The sequence below is a fragment of the Rheinheimera baltica genome, assembly GCF_030731985.1.
GTDB classification, from domain to species: domain Bacteria; phylum Pseudomonadota; class Gammaproteobacteria; order Enterobacterales; family Alteromonadaceae; genus Alishewanella; species Alishewanella baltica.
Genome location: NZ_JAPJDY010000006.1, coordinates 290,489 through 297,506, shown reverse-complemented (window position 1 = coordinate 297,506; position 7,018 = coordinate 290,489). Strand labels below are relative to the sequence as shown.

At 43.2% G+C, this 7,018-nt stretch carries 5 protein-coding genes; 2 read left to right on the top strand and 3 right to left on the bottom strand.

All coding sequences use genetic code 11. The features are described from left to right. Nucleotides 1-194: 194 nt before the first annotated feature. The 3 genes from ORJ00_RS12285 to ORJ00_RS12275 form a co-directional block, all read right to left on the bottom strand. Complete coding sequence (locus ORJ00_RS12285; RefSeq protein ID WP_306140007.1) at nt 195-953, bottom strand: pseudouridine synthase; 759 nt, start codon at nt 951-953, stop codon at nt 195-197. A 127-nt stretch (nt 954-1,080) separates the two neighbouring features. Beyond that, entirely contained in the window at nt 1,081-3,132 is a 2,052-nt protein-coding gene (locus ORJ00_RS12280) for a hypothetical protein (protein WP_305974503.1), read from the bottom strand. A gap of 338 nt (nt 3,133-3,470) precedes the next feature. Then, on the bottom strand, nt 3,471-5,105 hold the full coding sequence (locus ORJ00_RS12275) for an electron transfer flavoprotein-ubiquinone oxidoreductase (RefSeq protein WP_306140005.1): 1,635 nt from the start codon (nt 5,103-5,105) through the stop codon (nt 3,471-3,473). Nucleotides 5,106-5,306: 201 nt separating this feature from the next. On the opposite strand from ORJ00_RS12275, the gene ORJ00_RS12270 reads away from it, so the two are divergent. Further along, on the top strand, nt 5,307-6,056 hold the full coding sequence (locus ORJ00_RS12270) for an electron transfer flavoprotein subunit beta/FixA family protein (RefSeq protein ID WP_306140004.1): 750 nt from the start codon (nt 5,307-5,309) through the stop codon (nt 6,054-6,056). Further along, entirely contained in the window at nt 6,056-6,985 is a 930-nt protein-coding gene (locus ORJ00_RS12265) for an electron transfer flavoprotein subunit alpha/FixB family protein (RefSeq protein WP_027670146.1), read from the top strand. The genes ORJ00_RS12270 and ORJ00_RS12265 overlap by 1 nt, the downstream gene beginning before the upstream one ends. Nucleotides 6,986-7,018: the final 33 nt, after the last annotated feature.

Below are 7,018 nucleotides of genomic sequence, written 5' to 3'. Positions count from 1 at the left end.
AGTATAGCTCAGCTGGTAGAGCGCGACCTTGCCAAGGTCGAGGTCACGAGTTCGAACCTCGTTACTCGCTCCAAATTAGAAAACGCAGCCTTATGGCTGCGTTTTTCGTTTAGCATTAGTGCGATTTATAATATTTAGCCCGACACAGTAACGGTATTCACCGCAGACTGTGTCGATTAGTCCTTTAAACCACGCTAGTCTTCAAAGCTGTTAATTTCATCTCCACTATCAGCGGTTTTAGTTGAAGTGAGTAATTGTTGCTCCAGCATGCGTATTTCAATTGGATCTAACAAACGCCAGCTACCAGGTTTCAACCCGGCTACACGAATATGCATAATGCGCGTACGTTTTAAGCTTTGTACTTCATACCCAAGATGCTCACACATCCGTCGGATTTGACGGTTAAGCCCTTGGGTTAGCGTAATCGTAAAACTTTGTTTAGAACGCTGCAGTACTGTGCAGGGCAGGGTGACAGTATCAAGAATAGGCACGCCACGGCTCATTTGTTGTATAAAACGCTCTGTAATGGGTTTATTAACCGTAACAACGTATTCTTTCTCATGTGCGTTGCCAGCACGCAAAATTTTATTGACGATATCGCCGTCGTTGGTTAGAAAAATCAAACCTTCTGAGGGCTTGTCTAACCGGCCAATGGGAAAAATCCGTTCAGGATAACGAACCGCATCAATAATGTTGCCATGAATATGGCGCTCTGTGGTGCAGGTAATATCGACTGGTTTGTTATAGGCCAAATATACCCGGGTGGGTTTAGCTTTTAACGGTTTTCCGTCAATTAATACCTGATCTTGTTCCGTCACTTTCAACCCAACCGGTGCAATAACACCGTTGACGGTTACTTGACCCTTCTCAATAAATTTGTCGGCCTCACGGCGCGAGCAAAAGCCTGTATCACTGATAAACTTATTTAACCGGTACAAGGTCGCATCAGACATAACGTGGATCTATTCCTTTCAGTGTCAATAATGGCGATAGTGTAGGGCTTCGAGGGCTTTTTCGCTACCAGATAAAGCAATTTGCTTAGAACAGCTAAGCCAATTGTGCTGTCAAAAATATATATATTTAGTCTTTTGATGAAGTGCTGGTGCTTCCTGCCGGATTCAGCGAAATGACTTTAGTTTTGCTGATTTTATGCCGGTATATTTCACGCAGATACTTAATGGCCTTTTTGACACTATCCCGGCTTAAACGAATATCGTTTATAGAGACAAACTTGTCTTTGTTATGGATAAGTTCACGGTATTTTTTTTCATACATGGGTTTGATAGCGTACCAGTTGGTATCGAGAATTTTCGCTGGATTTTCAAACTCATTTAACATGGTGTCTACAGCGGCTTCGTCAAAGTCGTCAGAGCGGATAAACTCTAACATAGCTTTATCTAGCTGCTCATCAAAGCGGTAGTTGTCTTTGGCAAAGCAGCGTTTAATAAAGGCGACAATGAGTGTTAGAAAATCATCGCTTAAACATGGGCTTTTAACAATTAACGTGGTTAAAGAAATATTCGCAGAAGCGCCAATTACCAGGGCATAACGTTTTAATGTCGTATTGGGAAACAGTGAATTAAGATGCGATTTTAGACGGTTTAAATCCATGTAAGACAATTTATAGTCTTTGGGCAGCGAAACAATAGACACGACGGAAGAACAGTTTTTAAAAAAATGCAGATCCTTTAATTCTGTTGCGTTATAGCCGTTCTTAACATAGCTGGCTAGGGTTTCACGATATCGCCCCGATTCTATCGGCAGTAAACTAATGCCTTCTATGGCTTGAGTAACCTTGTTAAAGTGAGGCAAATCTATTGAGCGAAAAAATAAATCATCAATATTTAATGCTGTACCGGCTTTTTTATCTGCCAGACTACTATCCGCGGGAATCACCGATTCAGCGTACGCAACTGCAACCGGGCCTGCGAGGCTCATAAACAAGTCGTTAGCATCAAGCCTGATAGTCTCGCCAATATCAATACCTGCACGGCGAAAGTAGTTTTCGTCATAATCGGTGGTAACGGCTTGCGCAGTTAAAATATTAAATATTTGCTGTGAAATATACTGGTTAGCGTACTTCTCCATCGCATTGACATCAATATGCTGAATGCCACCGTCATCGGTTTCTTCTGCATAACGCATAATGTCGTTGGATATCAGCATCATGGCATTCCAGGGCCGGATGCGATGCATCACGCTGGATTCACTGCTATCTTCATTATCAAAGTTGTAAGAAAAGTCCCATTCTTCGGCCAGGTATTTGCACAGTAACCGTCCTGCGTTGATATGCAGCGCCTCGGACATCTCAACACCATGGTCGGATATATTAGGCAAAATACAAATACCACTGGTAAATATGGGTTCAAAAACAAAGGAATGACCGCGGTTTTCTTCATCTTCAGCCAGCATGCGAGTATCAAAAGTTTTACTCATATACGCATACTGTTGCGCTAAGCCAAACTCTGATGCCATGCCAGAGCCCGTACCGCCACCGGCACTAAAAATGTAAAAGTATAGTCTGGACTGATTAGCTTTTATGCCACAGGAATCAATCAAATAAGAGTGTATAAATTTCCAATCGGGGTTAGCAAAGCGCTGTGTATCTTTGTTCAAAATGATTTTGGCCAGATATTGACCCAGAATCGGCGCATTACCGGCGCCACCTGCATGCACTTCAGATAAATCCATGATTTTCATTTTTGTGTAATCATGCAAAAAGCCACTTTTCTCACCCTTGTGTGAAAAACGAATGCGGCCCTCAATGTCTTTGTCCAGGTCGCCTAGCATAACTAATGGTTCAATCAAAAAAACAGGTTTTACAGCTTGTGAGTTCGACAAATGCAAACTGCGTTTTATCCATCGCATTGGACGATATTCTTGCTCACGGGTTTGTTTTTCTTCGTTATTAAATTCACTGAGATAAAAATTACGTGCGCTATAAACCAGCGATGCGACATCCAGTGCAATGTTAGACCCGCAGCGACCCAAACCAATTAGGCATACAGAGGGGAAGTTCTGTTGTTTACGACTTTGAATTTCATTATCGGGGTTCGACACAGGAAAGACACTGGCCCTTAGTGCGTCCAGATTCGTCAGTATTTTATTCAGATCTCGTTCGGTAAAATACATATAGCGATCACTGGCGAACGAGGGTGTTGTTGCTGAAGGTGTAGCTGTGCTTTTTTTTAACACCGCCTTTACGGAGACAACCTCATCTTGCGGGTTATGATCAGGTTTAATTCTATTATTCATTAGCTACTTCCTGTTTCAGACAACGCATTTTGGCAACAATTAAAAACAAACAGTCTGCGTTAAAGGTAGTAGTTGTTTATCATTAAGCCAAAAAAGAGTATGAAAAATAGCTGGAAATTTTTAATAAAGTATTTTAGCAACGCAAGTAATAACAATAATCTATGATATAAACGTGCGTTAACGACATGGTAGCGTTAACGCACATAAGAGGGGGGTTACATATTGGGGTAGTTAGGGCCACCTGCACCTTCGGGGGTTACCCAGGTGATATTTTGTGCCGGATCTTTAATGTCGCATGTTTTACAATGAATACAGTTTTGTGCGTTTATTTGAAATTTGGGTGCATTGTTTTCATCTTGCACAATCTCATATACGCCAGCTGGGCAATAGCGCTGTGCTGGTTCGTTATATTTAGGCAAATTAATACTAATAGGAATACTGCTATCAGCCAGTTTTAAATGACAAGGTTGCTCTTCTTCATGATTGGTATTGGATAAATAAACAGACGATAAGCGGTCAAAACTAACAATATTGTCAGGTTTAGGGTAATTAATTACCGGAGCCTCATTCGCTAATTTAAGCTGAGCATGGTCTAAGCTATTATCTTTCAATGTAAAAGGAAATTTACCACCAAACCAGTTTTGCTCCAGCGTATTAAATGCACCGCCCCAAAAGGTACCAAATTTATGCAAAGCAGGGCCAAAATTGCGAGAGCGATAGAGCTCGTCGTATAGCCAACTTTGCTCAATAGCATCAGCAAATGCGGTTAAGTCTTTACCGCCGTTATCATCTTGCGATAATGTGTTAAACAGGGTTTCGGCTGCCAACATACCTGATTTCATCGCTGTATGGTTGCCTTTAATTTTGGCAAAGTTCAACGTACCTGCATCACAGCCTACCAACAAACCGCCATTGAAACTCATTTTGGGCAGGCTATTCAGGCCACCTTTAGTAATGGCTCTTGCGCCATAACTCACCCTTTTGCCTTCTTTTAGGTACTGCTTAACCACAGGATGCTGTTTATACCGCTGGAACTCTTCAAACGGGCTTAAATGTGGGTTGCTGTAGTTAAGATCGACAATAAGCCCAACAACCACTTGCTGCGATTCGGCGTGATATAAATAACCACCACCAGAGGTATCATTGGTCAGCGGCCAACCTGCAGAGTGCATGACTAAACCCGGTTGGTGTTGCTCCGACGGAATATCCCAAATTTCTTTGAAACCTAAGGCGTAGTGTTGCGGTGATTTATCTTTATCCAGTTCAAAATGCGCAATAAGCTGTTTACCGAGGTGGCCACGGCAACCTTCAGCAAAAACGGTGTACTTGGCATGCAATTCCATGCCTGGCACGAAACTGTCTTTAGGTTGCCTATCTTTATCTAAGCCCATATCACCAATGACGATGCCTTTGACAACGTTATCGTCAATTAGAACTTCGCTAGCGGCAAAGCCTGGAAAAATTTCAACGCCAAGCTGTTCGGCTTGTTGAGCCAACCAACGACACAAGTTGGCAATTGAGACAATATAGTTACCACTATTATGCATGGTCTTGGGGACGGCAAAACCGGGTAATTTGGTTGCGTCGTCGGCATTTTTAAACAGATAGATATCGTCATGCGTAACGGCAGTGGTGACAGGGGCACCTTGTTCTTGCCAGTTGGGTAGTAACTCATTTAAAGCGCGGGGCTCAAACACCGCACCAGACAAGATATGAGCGCCAACTTCTGAGCCTTTTTCTACCACACAAACCGTTAGCTCTTTGGCCGCGGCCTTCGCTTGTTGCATTAATCTTATCGCAGTTGACAAACCCGCTGGGCCAGCGCCTACAATTAATACATCGAATTCCATTGATTCTCTTTCCACGGCATGTACCTCTTGGAGTTTATTATTTACAGCTTACGCCGCTTTTATCATGTTGTTTAGGGTATTGCAGGTTGACGTTAACGTCAACAGTAAGTAGATTGTTGCAATCTAAATCAGAGCGGCTTTACCTTAACGTAAACCTGTAGCCAAATCGTATAATGTGGCGCAGGAAATAATGAGGAATATATGAAAATATTGGTGCCGGTAAAACGGGTAATAGATTATAACGTAAAAGTGCGGGTAAAAGCGGATCAATCAGGTGTCGATCTGGCCAACGTTAAAATGGCTTTAAACCCGTTTTGTGAAATTGCTATCGAAGAAGCGGTACGATTAAAAGAAGCCGGTAGTGCAACCGAAGTGGTTGCCGTATCTATCGGCCCGGTTGCTGTTCAGGAACAACTTCGCACTGCACTGGCGTTAGGCGCTGATCGCGCCATTCACATTGAAACAACACTAAACCTAGATTCGTTGCAAGTAGCCAAATTACTGGCAAAAGTGGTTGGCGAAGAGCAACCCGGGTTGGTGATATTAGGTAAACAAGCGATAGATTCTGATAATAACCAGACCGGTCAAATGTTAGCTGCGCTAACTGGTATGGGGCAGGGCACTTTCGCATCTAAAGTTGCACTACAAGATGGTAAAGTTGCGGTAACCCGGGAAATAGATGGTGGTTTGCAAACCGTTGAACTTAGCCTGCCTGCTGTTGTGACCACAGATTTACGTTTAAATGAACCACGTTACGCTTCATTACCTAACATAATGAAAGCGAAGAAAAAACCATTAGATGTAAAAGCAGCAGATAGCTTTGGTGTTAGTCTTACATCTAACGTTACCGTGGTGAAAGTTACAGCACCTGCAGTACGTCAGGGTGGCGTTAAAGTGGAATCAGTCGCCGAGCTGGTAGACAAGTTAAAGCATGAAGCGAAGGTGATTTAATGGCTATTTTACTTATTGCAGAACATAACAATCAGCATCTTAAAGGTGAAACGCATAAAGTCGTACAGGCAGCGAGCGCTATTGGTGGTGACATTACTGTACTTGTTGCCGGTGCCAATTGTGCTGGTGTTGCTGCGGAAGCCGCAGGTATCGTAGGCGTGAGTAAAGTGTTAGTGGCCGATGATGCTATTTATCAACATCAATTAGCGGAAAATATTGCTGCATTGGTTACCGAGCTGGGTAAAAACTACAGTCATATTCTGGCTGCGGCGACCACCACAGGTAAAAACTTCCTACCTCGCGTGGCAGCATTGTTAGATGTGGCGCAAATATCTGATGTTATTGCCATTGACAGTGCCGACACCTTTGTCAGGCCGATTTATGCTGGCAATGCAATTGCGACGGTAACGTCAACAGATAGCATTAAAGTATTAACGGTTCGCCCAGCTGCGTTTCGTGCGGCTGAAACTGGCAATAACGCGGCGATAGAAAATATTGCAGCAGCAGCCGATGCTGGTATGTCTCGCTATGTTAGCGAAGAGCTTACTAAATCTGAACGCCCTGAGTTAACCGCTGCCCGTGTAGTTATTTCCGGCGGACGTGGTATGCAAAATGGTGAAAATTTCGCACTGTTAAATGGTATCGCCGATAAGTTAGGCGCTGCTATTGGTGCTTCACGAGCTGCAGTTGACGCTGGTTTTGTTCCAAATGACATGCAAGTGGGTCAAACGGGAAAAATTGTTGCCCCCGATTTATATATTGCGGTAGGGATCTCCGGCGCAATACAACACCTGGCCGGCATGAAAGACTCAAAAGTTATTGTGGCAATTAATAAAGATGCAGAAGCACCGATTTTCCAAATCGCAGATTATGGTTTAGTCGCTGATTTATTTACTGTGTTACCTGAGCTAGAACAGCAGTTAGGCTAGCGTTAACTGGGCCTAATAAAAGCCAGCAATTTT

Bases quoted from the DNA above. Each gene is read 5' to 3' on its own strand.
- ORJ00_RS12285 (WP_306140007.1), bottom strand. From the start codon at position 953: ATGTCTGATGCGACCTTGTACCGGTTAAATAAGTTTATCAGTGATACA.
- ORJ00_RS12280 (WP_305974503.1), bottom strand. From the start codon at position 3,132: ATGTATTTTACCGAACGAGATCTGAATAAAATACTGACGAATCTGGAC.
- ORJ00_RS12275 (WP_306140005.1), bottom strand. From the start codon at position 5,105: ATGGAATTCGATGTATTAATTGTAGGCGCTGGCCCAGCGGGTTTGTCA.
- ORJ00_RS12270 (WP_306140004.1), top strand. From the start codon at position 5,307: ATGAAAATATTGGTGCCGGTAAAACGGGTAATAGATTATAACGTAAAA.
- ORJ00_RS12265 (WP_027670146.1), top strand. From the start codon at position 6,056: ATGGCTATTTTACTTATTGCAGAACATAACAATCAGCATCTTAAAGGT.